The 19270-nt window shown below is 32.6% G+C and carries 19 protein-coding genes; 2 read left to right on the top strand and 17 right to left on the bottom strand.

Going from position 1 to position 19270, the window contains the following annotated elements; genetic code table 11:
* Positions 1-4: 4 nt before the first annotated feature.
* On the top strand, positions 5-811 hold the full coding sequence (locus HYN56_RS08795) for a mechanosensitive ion channel family protein (protein ID WP_109191835.1): 807 nt from the start codon (positions 5-7) through the stop codon (positions 809-811).
* On the opposite strand, the gene tsaB is transcribed toward HYN56_RS08795, so the two are convergent.
* The 7 genes from tsaB to HYN56_RS08760 form a co-directional block, all read right to left on the bottom strand.
* Complete coding sequence (gene tsaB, locus HYN56_RS08790) at positions 812-1486, bottom strand: tRNA (adenosine(37)-N6)-threonylcarbamoyltransferase complex dimerization subunit type 1 TsaB (protein WP_109191834.1); 675 nt, start codon at positions 1484-1486, stop codon at positions 812-814.
* A 33-nt stretch (positions 1487-1519) separates the two neighbouring features.
* Entirely contained in the window at positions 1520-2809 is a 1290-nt protein-coding gene (locus tag HYN56_RS08785; protein ID WP_109191833.1) for an efflux RND transporter periplasmic adaptor subunit, read from the bottom strand.
* Between the two features lie 6 nt (positions 2810-2815).
* Positions 2816-4267, bottom strand: a complete 1452-nt coding sequence (locus HYN56_RS08780) for a TolC family protein (RefSeq protein WP_109191832.1) — start codon at positions 4265-4267, stop codon at positions 2816-2818.
* Positions 4268-4353: 86 nt separating this feature from the next.
* Positions 4354-5469, bottom strand: coding sequence for an efflux RND transporter periplasmic adaptor subunit (locus HYN56_RS08775; RefSeq protein WP_109191831.1), 1116 nt, complete (start codon positions 5467-5469; stop codon positions 4354-4356).
* A gap of 39 nt (positions 5470-5508) precedes the next feature.
* Positions 5509-6774 (bottom strand): ABC transporter permease, encoded by a 1266-nt coding sequence (locus HYN56_RS08770; protein WP_109191830.1) that lies wholly within the window; start codon positions 6772-6774, stop codon positions 5509-5511.
* A 2-nt stretch (positions 6775-6776) separates the two neighbouring features.
* On the bottom strand, positions 6777-8021 hold the full coding sequence (locus HYN56_RS08765; RefSeq protein ID WP_109191829.1) for an ABC transporter permease: 1245 nt from the start codon (positions 8019-8021) through the stop codon (positions 6777-6779).
* Positions 8014-8715 carry an ABC transporter ATP-binding protein gene (locus HYN56_RS08760; RefSeq protein ID WP_109191828.1) on the bottom strand — a complete coding sequence of 234 codons (702 nt, stop codon included), beginning with the start codon at positions 8713-8715 and terminating at the stop codon, positions 8014-8016. Before HYN56_RS08760 ends, HYN56_RS08765 begins: the two co-directional genes overlap by 8 nt.
* Positions 8716-8891: 176 nt before the next feature.
* On the opposite strand from HYN56_RS08760, the gene HYN56_RS08755 reads away from it, so the two are divergent.
* Positions 8892-10298 (top strand): DUF4403 family protein, encoded by a 1407-nt coding sequence (locus HYN56_RS08755; RefSeq protein ID WP_109191827.1) that lies wholly within the window; start codon positions 8892-8894, stop codon positions 10296-10298.
* Between the two features lie 187 nt (positions 10299-10485).
* Here HYN56_RS08755 and HYN56_RS08750 read toward each other — a convergent pair whose 3' ends face one another.
* From HYN56_RS08750 to HYN56_RS08705, 10 genes are all read right to left on the bottom strand, one after another.
* Positions 10486-11028 (bottom strand): hypothetical protein, encoded by a 543-nt coding sequence (locus HYN56_RS08750; protein ID WP_109191826.1) that lies wholly within the window; start codon positions 11026-11028, stop codon positions 10486-10488.
* A gap of 68 nt (positions 11029-11096) precedes the next feature.
* The gene (locus tag HYN56_RS08745; protein WP_146194579.1) at positions 11097-11807 is read right to left on the bottom strand and encodes a hypothetical protein; all 711 of its coding nucleotides are present in this window, start codon (positions 11805-11807) and stop codon (positions 11097-11099) included.
* 75 nt (positions 11808-11882) lie between these two features.
* Positions 11883-12587: a hypothetical protein gene (locus HYN56_RS08740; protein ID WP_109191824.1), complete on the bottom strand. Its 705-nt coding sequence runs from the start codon at positions 12585-12587 to the stop codon at positions 11883-11885.
* A 157-nt stretch (positions 12588-12744) separates the two neighbouring features.
* Entirely contained in the window at positions 12745-13146 is a 402-nt protein-coding gene (locus HYN56_RS08735; RefSeq protein WP_109191823.1) for a hypothetical protein, read from the bottom strand.
* Positions 13147-13191: 45 nt separating this feature from the next.
* Positions 13192-13599: a hypothetical protein gene (locus HYN56_RS08730; protein WP_109191822.1), complete on the bottom strand. Its 408-nt coding sequence runs from the start codon at positions 13597-13599 to the stop codon at positions 13192-13194.
* Positions 13600-13604: 5 nt separating this feature from the next.
* Positions 13605-14027, bottom strand: coding sequence for a hypothetical protein (locus HYN56_RS08725; protein ID WP_109191821.1), 423 nt, complete (start codon positions 14025-14027; stop codon positions 13605-13607).
* 9 nt (positions 14028-14036) lie between these two features.
* Complete coding sequence (locus HYN56_RS08720) at positions 14037-15452, bottom strand: hypothetical protein (RefSeq protein ID WP_146194578.1); 1416 nt, start codon at positions 15450-15452, stop codon at positions 14037-14039.
* 3 nt (positions 15453-15455) lie between these two features.
* On the bottom strand, positions 15456-16916 hold the full coding sequence (locus tag HYN56_RS08715; RefSeq protein ID WP_109191819.1) for a T9SS type A sorting domain-containing protein: 1461 nt from the start codon (positions 16914-16916) through the stop codon (positions 15456-15458).
* Positions 16917-16981: 65 nt separating this feature from the next.
* Positions 16982-17620, bottom strand: a complete 639-nt coding sequence (locus HYN56_RS08710) for a hypothetical protein (RefSeq protein WP_109191818.1) — start codon at positions 17618-17620, stop codon at positions 16982-16984.
* A 26-nt stretch (positions 17621-17646) separates the two neighbouring features.
* Positions 17647-19176: a transglutaminase-like domain-containing protein gene (locus HYN56_RS08705; protein WP_109191817.1), complete on the bottom strand. Its 1530-nt coding sequence runs from the start codon at positions 19174-19176 to the stop codon at positions 17647-17649.
* Between the last annotated feature and the right edge of the window lie 94 nt (positions 19177-19270).

Below are 19270 nucleotides of genomic sequence, written 5' to 3'. Positions count from 1 at the left end.
AATTATGAGCCCGGAACAATTAAGCAGTTATGCCAACGCGATTATAAACATATTAGTAGATTATTCACCCAAATTAATATCTGCTTTTATTGTTTTATTTGTTGGTCTGTATGCGATAAGATTGATAAACAGATCAATCAGAAAAATAATGGTGAAACGAAATTTAGATCCAACATTGACTAAATTTCTAGCAGACATTTTATTATGGGCACTCCGAATTTTATTGTTTGTAACCTTTATTTCAAATCTCGGAATTCCTACTACATCGTTTGTAACTATTTTAGGAGCAATGGGGCTTGCAATTGGTCTATCCTTACAGGGTTCACTTTCTAATTTTGCCGGCGGTATGCTGATAATTGTTTTTAAACCTTTTAAAGTTGGTGATACAATCGAAGCGCAGGGCGTTGTTGCAACGGTTTTAGAAATCCAGATTTTTGTCACTAAAATGTTGACAGGAAATAATCAGACTGTTTTTGTACCAAATGGCGCTTTATCAAACGGAACCATTATCAATTATTCTATGCAGGGAGAAAGAAGAGCTGATTTGACTTTTTCTGTTTCCTATGACTCTGATATTAAAAAAGCAAAAGAAGTTCTTTTGGACGTCTTACATAAAAACCCAAAAGTACTTGAAAATCCGGCACCTGAGGTTTTTGTAAAAAACTTATCAGCAAGTTCTGTTGATTTTGCAGTTCGTCCCTGGGCAAAAAACGCCAATTATGGATCTGTTTTTTCTGAAACTCTTGAGAATTGTAAAGCTGCACTGGACGAAGCCGGAATTGCAGTGCAGCCGTATACTATACAGAAATAATTACTCTTTTTTAGAAGGAGGAGTAATCATAAAATCTTTTAAATAGTAAGGTTCAAAATAAGCGACATCTACAGTGTCGCTTTTTTGATACTTTTCAAAACTAATTTTACTCATAGCTTGTGCCGAAGGATATTTTATATCTTCCAAAAACACAAAGTTTTCTTTAGTTAAAACTACTTTACATTTTTCAGCACAATCGCCAACAAAGTAAAGTTTAGCTGTATATTCCTGAAATGAGTTCTCGTCTATAACTTCAGCTTTAATAGCTCTTTCAACAGTCAAATCTGCATTAAAAACTTCACTGTAAACTTCCATCCTGCGAGCATCTAACATCGGAATAATTTTTCCGTCTGTAACTCCTGCCTGAGAAGCTAAAGTTTGAAGTGTATCAACTGCTATTAATGGAATATTTAAGGCATAGCACAATCCTTTTGCCGCCGACACACCAATTCTCAAACCGGTATAAGATCCCGGTCCCTGACTTACCGCAATTGCATTTAAATCCTGAACAGAAATTCCTGCTTCAGCGATTACTTCTTCAATAAAAACATGTAATTTTTCGGCATGCGAATATCCTTCCTCTGCAAGTTCTCTGCAAACAATGGTTTTACCATCTTTTGCGACAGATACTGAACAATTTTTAGTAGCCGTTTCGATATTGAGAATAAAAGACAAAATATTTGATTTTAAATTTAGTATTACGTTATATTATTTTTTAGGAGCTTCTGCTGTTTTAAGCTTTACTCTGTCTCCTGAATTAAGGTCTTTAGAAACTGTAGTGTATGGTCCGGTTATTACAACATCACCCGGTTTTAAACCAGACGTTACCTCAATATTGGTATCGTCCTGAATTCCGGTTTTAATGATTCTGATTTTAGCTTTATCACCCACTTTCACAAATACACATTCGAACTTCTTATCACTTTTAGGAGCAGCTTTTTTATCTTCGTTCGGATCTTCAACTTTAAATTCTTTTACAGCTGTAGTATCCGATTTTACTACAACAGAACTAATTGGCACAGCCAGAACGTTTGTTTTTGTAGTTGTAATGATATCAACCGTAGCGGTCATTCCGGGTCTGAAAGGAGAATACGTACTTGGTTTTCCTTCCAGTAAATCCTGATAAGAATCTTTTAAAATACGAACTTTAACTTTAAAGTTTGTTACCTGATCTGATGTTAAAGTTGTACTTGCTGAATTTGAAATACTGGTTACAACTCCTTTAAATTTCTTTTTTAGATAGGCATCGACTTCAACATTTGCTTCATCACCAATTTTAATTTTGACAATATCATTTTCGTTTACGTCAACTTCAACTTCCATATTGTTAAGGTTCGCCACACGCAAAAGCTCAGTACCAGCCATCTGTTGAGTTCCTAAAACTCTTTCTCCCAACTCTACATTCAAAACAGAAATTGTTCCGTCTGCCGGAGAATATATTGTCGTACGTCCTAAATTATCCCTGGCTTCTGTAACCGATGCCGAAGCACTCTGAACATTATAATAAGCACTCTGCTTTGTAGCTTTTGCAACTTCATATGTCGAAATAGCTTTATCCCAGTCTGATTTTGAAATTACGCCTTTGTCATACAATGTTTTGTTACGCTCATAATTTGCTTTTGCTTCTTTAAAACTAGCATCTGATTGTGTTAAGCTAGCTTTTGTTCCTGCTAAATTCGCAACAGATCTTTCTAATCCTGAAGTATATAAATCTGGGTTTATTTTTACTAATAATTCTCCTTTTTTAACAACCTGACCTTCTTTTACGTTTAACGCAATAATCTCACCCGAAACCATTGAAGCAATTTTAACTTCAATTTCAGGTTGAATTTTACCTGTTGCAGACACTGTTTCCACAATTGTTGAAGCGGTTACTTTTGCAATTTCTACTTCTTTTCCTTCGTCTTTGTTTCCTATTATCCCTTTTTTAACCACAACTAAAGCTATTATAAGAAATGTTGCTATACCAAGTAAGAGATAAACTGTTTTTTTCTTCATAATGAATTATTTTGTAATAATTGGAACGATTGGAATTCCGAAATAAAATTCAAGTATTTTAATTTTAAACATATAATCGTATTTTGTTCTAATCACATCAGACTGTGCATTTGTCAATAATGTCTGGGCTTGCGTGAAATCAAATGAATTCATTAAACCAACATCATATTTTTCTTTTGCATAATTGTAAGCCTGTTGTCTTGCTTCCAGAGTTACAGTAGATGCTTCGTAAGTATTTAAAGCAGCTTTAGCATCTGTAAAAGCAGTATAAACGTTACGTTGCAAATCTAAACTTTTTTGCTCTAAATCTATTTTAGATTTTTCTAAACTTACTCTGTTTCTTTCAACATTATTTCGTGTAGCAAAACCATTAAAAATTGGAACAGAAAGCTGTAATCCAAAAGACTGTCCTTTATTGTCATTAAACTGATCAAAAATTGGAGCAGGACCCCCAAGAACCGGAGAATAATTATTTTGTAAAACCGGCTGGTTTGTTCCCTGAACAAATCCAATTTGAGATGTAGGGTTTACTGTATTGGGAGTTGATCCTGTAATAATATCAGAATAACTTGCTCTGGTATTAAAATTGTAAAAAGCACTTAATGTTGGCTGATAAGCTCCTTTTGCAATTGCTACATTTTTTTCAGCAATTTCAAGGTTCGTCTGAGCCAGTTTTAATTCAGTTCTGATATCTTTTGCTTTGTTGTAAATTTCAACCGGTGTCTGTGCCAAAATATTGTTTTCGTCGGCCAGATTATTATTATCTACAACATCAAAATCAGCAAATTCTTTTAATTGTAAAAGCTGCGCTAAACTTAATTTAGAAATCAGTAAATTGTTTTCAGAAACCGCAATATTCTGTTTGTCCGTTGCAACAGTTGCCTTTAAATCAAACAAATCACCACGAGGAATTGTTCCTGCATTGACCATCTCTTCAGAACGTGCAAAACGTTTTTCATCAATGGCCAATTGCTCTTTTTTAACTTTTAAATCTTCTTTATTGGACAATATCTGCAAAAATGCACTGGCAACATTCAAAGAAATGTCTTCCTGCATTTTTAATAATTGATATTTTGAAGCCACAATAGAAAGATTGGCTCTTCTTAAATTATTCTGATTCTGAAGTCCTTTGTAGATATCTACACCTACAGAAGCTCCTACAGATGAATATTGTGTTGTTTGATTCTCTAGTAGACCCGTTGTAATATTCTGATTCAAACCAATATTCCAGGAGTGTGATGCATTTGCATTTACAGATGGTAAATAATTTCCAATTGCACCTTTTTTATCAATTGCGGCAGATTTCAAATCTAATTCCGTCAATTTTATTGTAATATTATTTTCTAATGCGTATCTCACACATTCTTCAAGTGTCCATTGCTTTGATTGCGCTTGTCCAGTTAATCCAAAACCGAATAACATTGCAAAAACCAGACTATTATATTTATTTATTTTCATATATTTTTGATGAAAGCGCAGTAAACCGAACTACGCAAATTTAACATTTTTTAAAACCAAAAAATCCTTTAAACCTTCAAATTAAATTATTTTTTTTCACCTTCATTAATCAATCCCTGATTCCAGATTTTTATCTTATCTGTAGCTTTTAAACCGCTTTTAACCTGAACATATATTCCGTCACTCACTCCAAGAACCAAATCCCTTCTTTGGAATTTTTGCGGAGTAGTTTCAATCTCAACATAAGGCTTTTGTGTTTTTTTGTCAAATTGCACCAATGATTCTTTTATCGCCATAACCTTATCTGCTTTTTCTAATATAATTGAAGCATTTGCACTTAAACCGGCTCTAATAAAAATATCATCTCTGTTTACCATTTGAGCTTTAATTTCAAACTGAATTGCTCCGTTTTCTGTTACTCCTTTTGGCGCAATATAATTTAAAACAGCTTCAAATTTTTTATTTTCAATAGCTCCAATCGTGATTTCGATAGGCATTTTTTCTTTGATTTTCCCCACTTCAGATTCATCAATTTTTCCAATAAAAATCATTCTTCCAACATCTGCAACACTGGCAATTGTAGTTCCTTCATTAAAATTATTACTTTCAATTACCTGATTTCCAACTTTTACAGGAACGTCCAGAACCATTCCGTTAACCGTAGAACGGATTAAAGTATTAGCATAACTTCCAAAAGAAGCAGTTGTTCCTGTTTTAACAATATCAAGACTTTGTTTTGCTGCAAGATAAGTCTGTCTAGCCTGATTATAAGCTACCTGAGCAGCATCAAAATCATTAGCAGAAATTACATCTTTTTCAAATAAAGTTTTCTGTCTTTTGTATAGTCTTTCCTGATTATCCAAAGCAATTTTAGCTGTCTGAACCTGATTCTGTGTATTACTAACATTAGAAACGTTTGCTACAACACGAATTTTAGCAATCATATCTCCTGCTTTGATTTTTTCACCTGCTTTGATATACACCTCTTCGATAATACCTGAAATATTTGGTTTGATTAATACCTCTTCATCAGGCTGAATATTACCAGTCGCAATTGTATTCTTTACAATTGTTTTCGTTTCTGCTTTTTCCGTTTTAAATACAATTGGCGATTCCTGATTTTTAGCATACAAATAATAAAGTGCGCCAAAGAAAACGATCGCAATAAATATTAAAATGGTAACGGTTACTCCTTTTTTCATTTGTTTTTGGTTTAATCGATTTTATTTTGATTGATAATTTTATTCTGTTCTTAATGCATCTACAGGCTTCACATTGATTGCCGTTTGTGCAGGAATAAATCCCGCAAGCAAACCGGATCCCACCAATATTAATAATGCCACAAATACTACTCGTAAATCTACACTTGGATTGGCAAACATGGTATTACCTCCCGGCGGCATCGAATCGAGTGCCATATTTAAAAGTGCGATAATTCCGGTTGCAACTGCAATTCCAAGCATACCTGAAATAATAGTCAAAAATATTGATTCTGATAATATCTGACTTCTAATAGCTCCGGGTGTTGCTCCCAAAGCTCTTCTGATACCAATTTCTTTTGTACGTTCTTTAACTACAATAAGCATAATATTAGAAATTCCGATTACGCCCGAAATCAAAACCAAAGTACCTACGAAATAAGCAATTACTTTTAGAATGTTAAATAAACTCTGTACTTTATTAAACTGTTCGTATAAATCAAAATTCCCTACTGCTCTTTCATCTGTAGGATTTACAGAATGTAACGCTTTAATAATTTCTAATATTTTAGGTTTTAATTCTGTAATCGATGATTCGTCATTTGCAGTAAGCGCCATCCAGCCAACTTTATCTCCATAATTAAAAGCTTGTTGAAAAGTAGTAAAAGGAATAAAAATATTTTTTTGTTCCTGTTCTGCATTTCCTCCTTGCTGCTTAGAAGCATAAACTCCGACAACCATAAAATTAATACCATTGATTTTTATGTATGTACCAACAGACTCTTCTTCTTTACCATAAAGTTCGCTAATAACTCCTTTCCCAATAACAGCTACTTTTCGTCTTTCATTAATATCCTGCTGATTTACAAAACGTCCTTTAATAATATCCATTGGCTGTTGTTTTATCAATTCAGGATAATCTCCATAAATTGTAAAAGCCGAGGTTTTCGTTCCTCTTACCACATTATTAGTTCCATTGAAATCTCCAAGCTGATTTCGGGGAGAAACATATAATAAATCAGGAATTGCCTGCTTTAAAGCGGCAACATCACTGTTTCTAAAATCATAACGACGTGTTTTAGGCAGACCTTTATATGCTTTAGAAGTGGTTTGACTCCACATAAACATTGTATTAGTTGCTATTCCGTCAAAACCTTTCTTAACACCGTTTTCTAATCCATTACCTGCTGCCAGCAATATTACCAAAATGAATATTCCCCAAAACACCCCAAAAGCGGTCAGAACCGTTCTGAATACGTTTGCTGTTAAAGCTTGTAAAATTTCGTCCCAATTATCTTTGCTAAACATGATTATTCGTCTCTAAGTGCTACAATAGGTTTAATTTTGGCTGCTCGGTATGCTGGAAAAAAACCTGCCATCGCACCTGCAAATACAAGCAAAATTAAGGTTGTCAACGCCACACTAAAGTCTACTTCCGGATTTCTGAAAAATTCACTCTGGACCATAGGCCCTACAAATTCCAGCAAAAGCAAACTTCCTAATAATCCAACAAATCCGGCAATGGTAGTGATAAATATTGATTCATGAAGAATCATTGAAATAATTGAAAATGGTGAAGCTCCAAGTGCTTTTCTAATTCCAATTTCTTTTGTTCTTTCTTTCACTATAATAAGCATGATATTACTCACTCCTACTACTCCGGCTATAATCGTACAAATACCAACCCACCAGAAAAAGAGTCTGATATATAGGTTTAAATCGTAAAACTGCTTAGCATCTTTAACCGAATTATAAACTCCTACACCACTATCATCCTCAGGAGCCACCATATTTTTACTTTTTAATAAATCTTTTAAATCCTGCGTGAATTTTTCAGATTGCGCTAAAGCTTCATCATAATCTTTTGTCTTTTTTAGTGTAAAAAACAAATTGCTTATTTTATCTCCACCGCCAAACGTTTTTTGGACAGTCGTTAATGGCAAATAAGCACGGGTTTCTTCTCTTTCTCCACCGGGATCAGTAAAGACTCCAACTACTTTAAAATTAATATTATTAATCAGGATTTCTTCTCCAATGGCCTCTTTATCTTTAAGAAGATCTGTTTTTAGTTTCATTCCAATAACGGCTACTTTTGCGTTATTTTCAATGTCTTTTGCATTTATATAACGTCCCTGAACAATGGTTAAATTCTCTATTCCGCCGTAATCCGGATTAACTCCCCTAAACTGATAACTACCCGATTCTTTTCCATAAGCAAAAGGCTGTCCCCAATAATTATTTGTTGAAGCCCTTAAATCTAATTTGTCCTCAAATTTTTGAACAGATTGATTATAATCACTATTTCTAAATTGAATTTGTCTGCCGGGATTCAGTCCTTTATATTCTTTAGTTGTAGTTCCGGACCAAACTTCTATAATTCCTGCGGCATCACGCTCAAATTGTTTTTCAATTCCGTTTTGAAGACCTTTACCTGCTCCAAGTAAGATCACCAAAATAAAAATCCCCGAAGCTACAGAAATTCCCGTCAGGAATGTTCTCAAACGGTTTTTCGAAATAGCTTCAAATATTTCCTGCCAGCGTTCAATATTAAACATAAGACGAAGCTCTAACTTGTTCTACTTTTTTATCGTCGATAATTAATCCATCTTTCAGGACCACGTTTCTTTTGCACATTGCGGCAATATCAGGTTCGTGAGTAACAATCAGAATCGTTTTACCTTCATCATTAATTCCCTGAATCAGTTCCATCACTTCATAAGAAGTTTTAGTATCCAATGCTCCCGTAGGCTCATCTGCCAGTAAAACTTTCGGATTGGAAGCTAATGCTCTTGCGATAGCCACACGTTGTTTCTGACCTCCTGAAAGTTCGCTCGGCAAGTGATGTGAATGAGATCCCAGACCTACTTTTTCCAAATATCTCATAGCGATCTCATAACGCTCTTTTCTTTTAATTCCCTGATAATACAATGGCATTGCAACATTATCCAATGCTGTTTTATAATTAATCAAATTAAAAGACTGAAAAACAAACCCCAAGAATTTGTTTCTATATTTTGAAGCAAGAGTTTCGTTTAATTTTTTGATTGGAGTTTTATCTAAAATATAACTTCCGGAATCGGCTTCATCTAATATTCCTAATATATTTAGAAGTGTAGATTTACCAGAACCAGATGATCCCATGATCGCAACTAATTCACCTTCTTCAATATTAAAATTAATACCTTTTAGTACGTGTAATTCTGAACTTCCCATCTTATAGGACTTGTGCAAATCTTTGATTTCGATCATGGTATTGTTAAATTTTTAGACAATAATAACATTTTTATTAAGTAATTTATGATAATAAAAAGTTAATAATTTTGTTACCTATTTTGTATTAGACTTCCATATTTAGTAATTGTTACACTTTTTTAATAAAATATGATTGTTTTCGTAATTTTACTACGTTTTTAAAACCTACCTTAATGAAGCTTACTTCTATTATTTCAATATTTACAGCACTTGCTATACTAACAGGCTGTTCTACTGCTCAAAAATTAGAAACTTTAAAACCGGAACCAGACGATGCAACTCCTTTGGTTTACGACAGCAGTCCTTCCTTTATCAATTTACCAATTACCATAAAATTAAGCGATATCGAAAATCAGACAAACGCCCTATTAAATGGTTTAATTTATGAAGACAATAACATTGAAGACGATGATATTGAAATGAAAATATGGAAACAAGGTCCAATCAAAATCCAGAACGATCCGGCAAATCCGGACAAAAGAATAAAAACAATTTTACCGCTTAAAGCGAATATTAAGTATCGCATTGGTACTAAAAAACTAGGTGTAGAATTGTACGACGTTAGAGAATTTAATCTAAACGGAACCATAACATTATCCAGTGAAACTGCTTTAACAAACTGGAAACTTACCACAAAAACCGAATTCAAATCGATTGACTGGAGCGAAAGCCCAACTATGAACGTTTTTGGTAAAAATATGCCGATTACTTATTTAATAAATCCGGCTATTTCTATTTTTAAAGGCAAATTGGAAAAAACAATTGATGAAGCTATTGAGAAATCTATGGATTTTAAACCAAATGTACTTCAGGCAGTTGAAAAAATATGTACACCATTCCAAATGAGTGATACTTATGAAAGTTGGCTTCGAATTGTTCCTATCGAAATCTACTCTACAAATGCCAAACTTAAAAATGATTCGTTTTTGCTTGATATGGGCATGAAATGCAATATGGAAACCATTGTAGGTAAACAGCCTGATTCAAAGTTTAATGCAAATAAAATTGTATTAAAACCGGTTGCCAAGATTCCGAATCAGATTTCGGCTAATATTGCTGCAATCTCGAGTTATGTTGACGCTTCGAAAATTATGACCAAGAATTTTGCCGGTCAGGAATTTGGTTCAGGAAGTAAAAAAATAACCGTAAAAAATGTTTCTATATGGCATAAAGATGGCAAAATGGTTATCGCGTTAGATGTTTTAGGATCTATCAACGGAACACTTTATTTGAATGGTTTTCCATCATACAATCCTCAGACAAAAGAAATTTACTTTGAGAAATTAGATTATGTATTAGATACTAAAAGCAAGTTGATGCGAACTGCAAGCTGGCTCGGACAAGGATACATTTTGAGAAAAATGGAAGAAAGCTGTCGCTATTCTATTCAGCCTAATTTGGATGAAGGCAAAAAAAACATGGCAGGTTATCTTAAAAATTATTCGCCAATGCCAGGTGTATTTGTAAATGGTAAAATGGAAGATATTCAGTTTGACAAAATCCAACTCACCAATCAAGCAATTATCGCTTTTATAAAGATAAACGGAACGGTTAATGTTTCGGTCAACGGATTGAAGTAATTACAACTATTTTGAAAAACCCAAAAGCCACTAAAATTCAAATGATTTTAGTGGCTTTTTTATAATTTTAGGAACAATACTCCGTTTTATTACAATGTAAAGCAAAAGTTATACATTAAAAGCTATCCCATACTTGTTTGTTGTTTACTAATAAAAACCCAATTTTCGTGACTATTCTGAATTTCATCTATCCAATAGTTGATAACCCTTTTCTTAAAAAAATCCATTTGCCATTTTCTTTTTTAAAATAATAAGTATCTTCTACCATACCTATTCCCCTGACTTTTTTGACTGCAACATAAGCTTTTTCGCCGTTTATACTTAACTCTAAAATAGTTACAAACACTATATTAACATCATTATTATTTTCCTTCACCAAATTAAGCTTGTATGGAGATTTAAAATTAATTAAATCTTCCTTTTCTAACTTAAATGAAACAAATGTATGCCCGTTTGTTGTTCCTAGATTTAATTTTTCATTTCGCTTAGGTATAGAATCAATTAAACCAATTGTTATTTTTGGCGCATCATTTTTTTCATGCTCTGGCCTTACATCAAATTGTTCCACTGAATCAATTAGCACGTTACTATATTGCCTGATTAAACTTCTTCCTTCAGAAACTAAATCAATCTTTTTTATCTGTGGTTTCTCTTCATTCTTACAGCTTAAAACTGTTAAAAAGAAGAAGAAAAAAATCATTTTTTTAAAAATAGAATCCATATTGTCCATAAAGAAGAAATATTATTTTAAACTCAGATTATTTCCTGATAATTTACATCGTGTCTTTAACAAGTCTACTAAACTTGTTTTAATGAGTAAAACTTTATGCTTTTTTTATTTAGATTAAGTTTTACGATTCCTCCTCTTATTCCAACAAAAACATTTTCATAGTTGAATGCCACAATTGAATTTGGATCTAAAGAGCTCCAAAATGTGTTTTCAAAAATTACTTCTTTTTTAAGATTGTTGATAATATAAAAGTTTTTATACCCAGCAACGAAAATTTGATTCTGATAAATAGTAAAGGCTTTAGGCACATCATCAAAATCTAATATTTTTTTATAACTAATAGCAGCACCTGAAGTGTCAATTTCATACAAAGCACCTGGACTATTATGCATAACTGAGATTCCTTCAATAAAATAGAGTTTATCTTTATAGCTAAATATAAATTTTATGTCTCCATCCTTTATTGTAAAAACTTTGTTTTCACTTTCTGCGGGTACAAAAAGCAGTTTTCCTGCCCATTCGGCAAAATTTATTCCAACAAATTTGCCATCTGGAGTTTTGATTTCACATATTTTGCTTTCCTTATATTTTGAAACTTCTAGTTTTTTGTCTATAATTGAAACTTTAAATTCATTTTTTGAACTGTGTAACTTATCCCACTCAACGCTCCAGGCTTTTGGCGGAATTGTTTTTTCGAATGCCTTGGGAACGTCAATACTATTTTGCCCAAAACTTTTTAACATAAAGAAGGACAAGAAGAATACAATAAATTTTTTCATAAAAAATAGTATTTTAATGTTTATGCTTGTATTTCATTAGAATTCCATTATTTTAGCCGAAGAGGCATTTTTCCTCTAATCGTTTTTATAAAAGTTTAAACTTTTTTTAGTAAGATCAAGTTTTACGATTCCACCTCTCATTCCAACAAAAACATTTTCGTTATTAAATACTGCAATTGAGTTTGGATATAAAGAACTCCAAAATGTGTTTTCAAAAATTACTTCTTTTTTAAGATTGTTGATAATATAAAAGTTTTTATACCCAGCAATAAAAATTTGATCCTGATAAATAGTTAAGGCTTCTGGCGAGTCATCAAAATCTAATATTCTTTTATAACTGATAGTAGGACCTGAAATATCAAGCTCAAATAAAGCCCCTTCACTAATAATCATATGCGTAAGTCCTTCAATGAAATAGATTTTATCCTTGTAGCTGAATATAAATTTTATATTTCCCTCCTTTATAACAAAACTTTTTTTTGCACTTTCTGTTGGTACAAAAAACAATATTCCTCCCCATTCCCCAACATCTATTCCAATAATTTTGCCATCCTGAGTTTTGATTTCACATGATTTGCTGGCATTATATTTTGAGACTTCTAGTTTTCCGTCTGTAATTGAAACTTGAAATTCATTGTTAGCATTGTTTAATTTATACCATTCATCACTCCCAGCTCTTGGCGTAATTATTTCTTTGAATGGCTTGGGAACTTCAATACTATTTTGCCCGAAGCCTTTTAATATAAAAAAGGGTAAGAAGATTAGAATAAAATTTTTCATAAATTGTTTGATTTTTAATAATGTTAATTGGTCTGTCTAAGATGACTTTATCAATATGCTGAGCCAATGATAACACTTGTATTTTATTAAAAACTATTCCCAAAATTCCAGAGCCAATTTTAGCTGGCTCTAGAATTAACACATTAAAAGTATTTTATTAATTTCTTGGATATACAATACTGATACCAGTAACTATCATATTACCGTATTTCTCGGCATCTTCTTTAGTCCAAACTGTTTCCTTGCCTTTTGGTCTATTTTCCCATTTCCAATCAATCATATCTTGAACATATACAAAAAGAGAGACTCTATTACCTTCTTTCTTTATTCGTTGTTCTCTAGTGATAAATTTAAAATTAAAAAAGTAAGGATCACTATGTGCAAAAACACCTCTTATTTCTGGTTTTATTTCTTTTAGTAAATCTTTTAATGGCTTGTTGATGAATATTGCTTCATTTTCTTTTAACTTATTAATATCATCGATATTCTGTACTAACTGTTGTGAGTGTACCATTTGCATTGCAAACAATATTGTAAAAAGTTTTATAATTGTTTTCATATTATAAATCAAAAAGGTAATTTGATCATTTGAAAATTTTCAAAATCAATCCTTACCGTTAATAATTTCTATACGAGCAACTTGCAATCCGCCATATTTTTCGACATCTTCTTTGCTCCAAACTGTTTCTGTATTTTTTGGACGATTTTCCCATTTCCATTCAATAAAATCTTTTACATACACAAAAAGCATAACAGAATCATCTATACTTCCTTCATCTTTTTTAAATTCGTCTAAAGTTCTGAAGTTAAAACAAAAGTATCTATCAATAACAAAAACCGTCTTAATTTCAGGTCTAATCTCTTTCAACAAATCTTTTAAAGGTTTATTAACAAATAGAAACTCATTTTCTTTTAATAGAGACATGTCTTTCGTATTTTCTACTAATTGTTGAGCATAACTGGAATAACAAAAAAGTAGGCATAAAATGATAATTTTAAATAAATTTTTCATACAGTTTAATCTTGCTTTGGATAGACTACACTTACATTTGTCACAATAAAATTTCCAAATTTTTGGACATCATCAGATGTCCAATTTAATTCAGTTCCTTTCGGCTTTTCTTTCCATCCCCATGGAATAGAATCTTTTACATAAACAAAGAGAGCAACACGTTCTAAAAATGAACCTTGATCTTGCCTTTGTTGCTCTATTGTTGTAAATTTAAAGATGAAAACAAAGTAGTCTTCATTAAATACGTGAGCCGTTTTTATCTCGGGTCTAATTTCTTTTAATAAGTCCTTTAATGGCCTATCTATAAATAAAGTTTTATTTTCTTTTAGTTTATAAACATCATTTATATTTTGAACCATCTGTTGTGAATTTGCGTCATTAATTAATAATAAATATGAGACAACAAAAAATTTTATTATATTTTTCATGATTTTAAATTATATACAAGGAATTAATGAATAGGTTACTCGGCCATTAGGCTGTTTAGTTTGTTTAGTTATCAGCGGATAGAAGGTTCCCTCATTATTTTGTTTAAAAAAAGTTATGCCAGCGTTATATTTACTCAATACAATTTGTTTTGCTTTTGTTTGACCTTCGGTAAGATATGTATCCATTTTACTCCATGCAGAAGAAATTTCTTCTTGTACGGATTCAGTATAAGAAATTTTGTTATCAGATGTTGATATAATTATATATTTCGATGCAAAATTTTGAGCTGCTGCTAAATCTGTCACTACTGCCGCATAGACTTCAGTATCTGTCAGAACAATACCTCCATTATAATTTGGGTACATTTTACTTAAGACAATTCTATTATAGATATCACCTGGAGAATGTGAAAATAAACTAGGATGATTGTGCAGATCTAGAAAAAAATTTTGTACAGAATAATGTTTTACTTCTACTCCTGTTAATGTACCTGTTGAGTTTATTTCTCCAGCGTAAATCTGTGAGCTGTTATTTATACCTAGAGGAATACTATATTCCTTTTTATAAAAATCCGGCGTATCCCTTATATCCTGTACCGCTTTTTTAAAGACCGGATTGGCTCCTATAACATTGAGTTCTTTTGCTACTGCGCAAGGGTCTTTTTTTATTTTTAGATAATTTGGCACAGCATCAGTACTTCCTGTAATCACAATATTTTCTTTTTCGTTTATTGGCGAGGTAAAATCGATAATACCATAATCTTTGTACAAACTCAAATTTACTATAGCATTCTCTAGATTGCCGTTGATGCTGTCTTTCGTATCATCGTATCTTGAGGTTTCTGGACTGTCAAATGTAATAGTCGTTATGGCTATAGGACATTCGGGAAAAACTTCTATAGTCATTTTAGAATAAATATCTACTCCATTGACATCTATTATAGGGTCAGAAAACGTAATCGTTCCTACTTTTTCTCCATTAACCGTGAGGTCTATTACTTTTTTCTCTGCACTGGTTTCGGGATCCCTAATAACCTTGACTTCCTGTACATGGGTTTCTCCAGGCAGTACTGTTTTGGTTAAAACAATTTTTGATTCGGGCTCTTTAGCAGGCTCTTGGTCTCTTCGAGTATCTTGGTCATTATGATTATTATTGTTATCTCTCCAATCATAGGGTTCATAATAATCGTCGTAATTTGAGCCGTAGTCATTTGGTTCTGTATCCCAATATAACGAAGCGTGATCCCAGGAATCGTCATATCCTCCGTTATCTGCCCAGAGATCTAGATTATCTAGTTCGTTCATCCCATCCCAGTCAAAACCACCATCGGTCTCACTATTTTGGGCACTCATTCTGTTACTAAAAAGAAACAATAGAATGAATAAGAAGAAGAATATATTATTTCGCTTAAAAAATTCTCTCATGGCTTATTGTTTTATAATGGTTTTGGTGTGTACTTTTTGGTTCTCTTGTATCTGCACTATATAAATTCCTATTGGCAGATTATTTGTATCCAAAGTAAAAGATTGTGTTCCTGCTTCTAGGTTGGCTGTGGCTGTTTTTACAGTTTGTGCAGTGGCTGTATTAACTAGTTTCAGATCTATTTTGGCAGGTGCTGCAAGATCAAAAGCCACATAAAGCTGCTCATTAAAAGGTACAGGATATACTTTAATAAAATCTGTTTTCTGCGACGCCAGTGCCAACAATAGCGCTTCATCATCAAAACCTGAAAGAGTATTTTTGGGTCTTAATACCATAGTAATTGGAGGACCAGGTTCTCTCCAATAATCTATAAAACTATTTACATCTACAAGCAGGTAAGGTATATTGTTATAACTTTTCTGGCTTAGACTCATTCCTAAAACATCATACTCTAATTTGTCGTTTTTAAAATCGTGTGCATACAGTTGTTCCTGCTTAAATTTAAAATTGTTCACCAACAATGTATTTTCTTGTAGCGATACGGTTTCGTAAAAAGTTTGTCCGTTAAAGTCTATATGGGTTTTTAAGGCTTCTTTATCCTTTTTGCTGAAACTGATATTTATAGGCAACACTCGTAATGGAGTTGTTCCAGACCAATCGTATTCTATGTAACGGCCTGTCCATTCTCCCAATATGTTTTTGGGTTTTATTTTTTGGTTTTGTGTTTCGTCAGCAATTATAATTTCCCTGCTTTCAGCAATCAATTCAGACTCAATTTTTTTAGTGCCCTTATTGGCTTCATCAATCGCATTTTCTGTTTGACTTAAAACCTTGCTACGTTTTTCGTTTTCGATATTTTTTAAAAAGGCCACACTATTTGGCGTTGTGTTTCCATACAGGTATTCTAATGCCTTTTCTGTATTCTGGGAAACACCGTAACCTAAATAATAACAAACGCCCAACCAGTGTTTTGCCATGGCATAATTACTTTTCTGAAACCATGATACCGCTTGGCTGTAGTCTTGCGGTACGCCAAAACCTTTTAGATACATATAGCCTAAATTATAAGCTGCACGCTGGTTGTTTTGGCTTATTGCTTTTTTGTACCACTCAACAGCTTTGTTCATGTCAAGTGTACAGCCACGCCCTTCACTGTACAGTTTCCCAAGATTGTACTCGCCTACAGCATTGCCACTTTTTGCCGCTTTTTCGACATAAGCAAAACCTTTAGATTCGTCTTTTGCCACGCCCAAACCGTATACATACATAAGACCTGCATAGTTCTGCGCCAATGGTTCACCATTTTCTGCACAAACAATCATATCCTGAAACAGGCTTTCGTAATTTTTATACAGTTTTTTGTCGTCCAGGATTTTCCTCGCTTTTTCAAGCTTTTCTTCACAGTTCATTTGTGCCGAGGCAAAGAGAACAGTACATAAAAAAATAAATGTAAATTTTTTCTTCATCGCTGTATTAAATTAATTGGTTAATGATATAGTTAGTATGTTTTTGGATTTTTGTCTAGTTCATTTTAGTTCCATTCGAAACCATTGGTATTCTCTCCACTCGGCGCTTGGATTTTTATATTATACTCTTTACATCTTTTCTTAAACTCTTTTTCAAAAGTGAAGCGCAAGATGCCTAGTTTTGGTTTCTGCTCGGTTTTATCAAAACTGTAATAAGCCGTTGTTAAAAACTGGTTTAAATGATAGTTATAGATCAATAAATACAATTCCTTTCTTTGTTTTTCTGTTAAGGTGGTATTGTTATTAATCAATTGCTCATATTCTATTTTTGCATTTTCATTTGCTTCTTTTTTATAATCGTCAGCTGTAAATTCAGCATATTCTTTATAGGTTAGAAGTGTGCTTATTTTTTTTGCATAATAAGTTCTGGCACTATTAATTTTAAAGTTATAAAGCGTGCCAGGGTCTTGAATACTGTAAGGGGCATCTGCCTGTTTCTTTTTAGTATCCAGATCTTTTAAAACCTTGTTTCTGTCGTCTATTATTTTTAAAAGCTCTTCTGTCTTAGTTTCTGTCATTCCTGCTTTTTTTGCATTTTCATAGAATCTTTCTTTTGTATCGTTTTTGGGCTGCGTATAATTTTGTGCCACTATTCCGTTTACAAAAAGAAGTATTGTCAGGGTTTGAAATAATTTTGTCTTCATCATTTATTTTTTAAGAGCGTTTCTTTTTAATACCATTCTACTTGTTTTGTATTACTGTTTATTCTAAAAATGCGTTCGTAGCCATTGCTTTTAGGACAGAGCGTAAGAAAGAGTCCATTGTCTGGAATTTTAGAAAACTTTATAAAATCTTTTTCTGCTTTAGCTTCTTCCAATTTTTTCCAGCCATTGTCCCATACATAAAGCGAAAAAACTTCATTTTCAAAAACTTCAAACGAATTGAAATCAAGTCCTGGTCCTTTTTTGTTTTTGTCCCTTGTTAGGTTATAGGAAAAGGTCTTATTGTAATTAGGGTTGAGTATTTGCTGTTTTGCATTACTATCAAGAAGTACAGGATATTTTGCATAACTCATCTTTTTTGATGCTGGATCGTAAAAACTTGGCAGATATACTATATTGCTTCCTAAATTTTGAAATTCGATTGTATTACTTTTTTTCTGTCCCCAATCGATTACTCTCCATTTTGCAAGATTGAAAACATTTAAATAAGCTGTTGTATTTTTGCTTTCCGGATTTATTGGATAACTAATTTTACCTGTTGCAACATATTCTTCTGTCACATCGAGTATATTTTTTTCTCTTAAAAATCCATTAGGAATTACTGCTGTATCTTTTATTGCGGCAAGGGAACTTTGTTGAATCGAAAAAGTTTTCCTGAACACTTTTGCCAGTCTTTTTTCTGTAGCATTATAGGCATAAGGAAGCCCTTGTGGATTACCGAAACAATTTCCGTTAAACGGAATGTGTTTGCCATTTTCATCAATAACAGTATCCCAAAAATGCCTTTTTGACGAGGCTCCGTATTCTGGCGTAAAGTCAAATGTAACGGCAAGCCCCATAGACCTACAGGCAAGCAATGTAAGATTTGCCAAATCGTTGCAAGCACCCTCTCTTCTAAAAAGTAATTGTTTAGGACTTAAGTACGGAATTGGATCTGGGCGGCTGTCCAAAAATCTGAAATTTTTGAGTTCTAGAATAGTTTGGGTAGCTACATCAACAGGCTGGTTCACATTTTTTGCCTTCAATGATGCCTGAGCAACCAACTGCAAATATTCACTTCTCCAATCTTCCAATGGTTCTGTTAAACTTCTATAAGGAAGAATGTATTCGCAAAAGGTTTTAAAATTGTAAGAATGCGACCAAGGATTATTTTTCCAAACCTGAAAAGCTTGGTCAATATTTTTAATAAGAAATTCAGGTGTAATTACATCAATATCTTTGACCTGATATGTTTTTGGTTTTAGCTTGACACTATCTTGCAGTTTTTTAAATACCTGCTCCGCCCGTTTAAAATCGGAATAGTTTAATTCGTTAAAATCAACTTTTTTGTTTTGCTTGTCAATCCAGTTATAGTTTTCACTATAATGAATTTCTAAATTATCAATTAGAAACTTTGCAGCCTCTTTCTTTTCAATTTCAGATTTATAACGTTCAAACAATGCCGTTTCCAACTTATTTTTTTTCAATCTTAAATCCGAAATCGATTGAGAAAACAAAGTAGAATACACTAAAAGTAGAGATGTCAGATACAATTTCATTGTCTAAAAAAATAAGTATTGACTGACAATTATAGTTAAAATATGTAAGAAAAAGAATTTAAAATTGTTAAATTTGAAAATTATGCAATAATAG

Origin of the sequence: Flavobacterium crocinum (assembly GCF_003122385.1) — a bacterium.
Lineage (GTDB): Bacteria > Bacteroidota > Bacteroidia > Flavobacteriales > Flavobacteriaceae > Flavobacterium > Flavobacterium crocinum.
The sequence above is the reverse complement of the archived record's forward strand: the minus strand, read 5'-3'. Positions and strand labels throughout refer to the sequence as shown.

Excerpts from the sequence above, each read along its gene's own strand:
- HYN56_RS08795 (WP_109191835.1), top strand. The coding sequence starts at position 5 with ATGAGCCCGGAACAATTAAGCAGTTATGCCAACGCGATTATAAACATA.
- HYN56_RS08785 (WP_109191833.1), bottom strand. The coding sequence starts at position 2,809 with ATGAAGAAAAAAACAGTTTATCTCTTACTTGGTATAGCAACATTTCTT.
- HYN56_RS08780 (WP_109191832.1), bottom strand. The coding sequence starts at position 4,267 with ATGAAAATAAATAAATATAATAGTCTGGTTTTTGCAATGTTATTCGGT.
- HYN56_RS08775 (WP_109191831.1), bottom strand. The coding sequence starts at position 5,469 with ATGAAAAAAGGAGTAACCGTTACCATTTTAATATTTATTGCGATCGTT.
- HYN56_RS08770 (WP_109191830.1), bottom strand. The coding sequence starts at position 6,774 with ATGTTTAGCAAAGATAATTGGGACGAAATTTTACAAGCTTTAACAGCA.
- HYN56_RS08765 (WP_109191829.1), bottom strand. The coding sequence starts at position 8,021 with ATGTTTAATATTGAACGCTGGCAGGAAATATTTGAAGCTATTTCGAAA.
- HYN56_RS08760 (WP_109191828.1), bottom strand. The coding sequence starts at position 8,715 with ATGATCGAAATCAAAGATTTGCACAAGTCCTATAAGATGGGAAGTTCA.
- HYN56_RS08755 (WP_109191827.1), top strand. The coding sequence starts at position 8,892 with ATGAAGCTTACTTCTATTATTTCAATATTTACAGCACTTGCTATACTA.
- HYN56_RS08750 (WP_109191826.1), bottom strand. The coding sequence starts at position 11,028 with ATGGACAATATGGATTCTATTTTTAAAAAAATGATTTTTTTCTTCTTC.
- HYN56_RS08745 (WP_146194579.1), bottom strand. The coding sequence starts at position 11,807 with ATGAAAAAATTTATTGTATTCTTCTTGTCCTTCTTTATGTTAAAAAGT.
- HYN56_RS08740 (WP_109191824.1), bottom strand. The coding sequence starts at position 12,587 with ATGAAAAATTTTATTCTAATCTTCTTACCCTTTTTTATATTAAAAGGC.
- HYN56_RS08735 (WP_109191823.1), bottom strand. The coding sequence starts at position 13,146 with ATGAAAACAATTATAAAACTTTTTACAATATTGTTTGCAATGCAAATG.
- HYN56_RS08730 (WP_109191822.1), bottom strand. The coding sequence starts at position 13,599 with ATGAAAAATTTATTTAAAATTATCATTTTATGCCTACTTTTTTGTTAT.
- HYN56_RS08725 (WP_109191821.1), bottom strand. The coding sequence starts at position 14,027 with ATGAAAAATATAATAAAATTTTTTGTTGTCTCATATTTATTATTAATT.
- HYN56_RS08720 (WP_146194578.1), bottom strand. The coding sequence starts at position 15,452 with ATGAGAGAATTTTTTAAGCGAAATAATATATTCTTCTTCTTATTCATT.
- HYN56_RS08715 (WP_109191819.1), bottom strand. The coding sequence starts at position 16,916 with ATGAAGAAAAAATTTACATTTATTTTTTTATGTACTGTTCTCTTTGCC.
- HYN56_RS08710 (WP_109191818.1), bottom strand. The coding sequence starts at position 17,620 with ATGAAGACAAAATTATTTCAAACCCTGACAATACTTCTTTTTGTAAAC.
- HYN56_RS08705 (WP_109191817.1), bottom strand. The coding sequence starts at position 19,176 with ATGAAATTGTATCTGACATCTCTACTTTTAGTGTATTCTACTTTGTTT.